Raw genomic sequence first — 233 nt, 5'->3', positions numbered from 1 at the left:
CGTGTTTTGCAAGCAGATTTCCAGTCGGCGGCAGGAGCGTTGCCGGCCCGACGCTGGATGTATGGATGGAATAATGCGCTCGACAAGCTGGACGGCATACGGGACCTCTTTCCCACTGCTGACGGTCGCAACCAGAAGGAAGCCGATACGCTGTTTTACTACGACAGTCTTACCGGCAAACTGATCCGCACATTCGATATTCGGGGAATCCAGGGACTCTGGAATTACCGCTA

General features: G+C 54.9%; 1 protein-coding gene. It reads left to right on the top strand.

Going from position 1 to position 233, the window contains the following annotated elements:
• A partial coding sequence (locus PQR42_RS45770) for a hypothetical protein (RefSeq protein ID WP_408394145.1) occupies nt 1-233 on the top strand: 233 nt, incomplete at both ends.

Origin of the sequence: Paraburkholderia sediminicola, from assembly GCF_046027355.1 — a bacterium.
Taxonomy (GTDB): Bacteria; Pseudomonadota; Gammaproteobacteria; order Burkholderiales; family Burkholderiaceae; genus Paraburkholderia; species Paraburkholderia sediminicola_B.
Note: the sequence above shows the minus strand (reverse complement) of the source record. Positions and strands in the feature narration are given on the sequence as shown.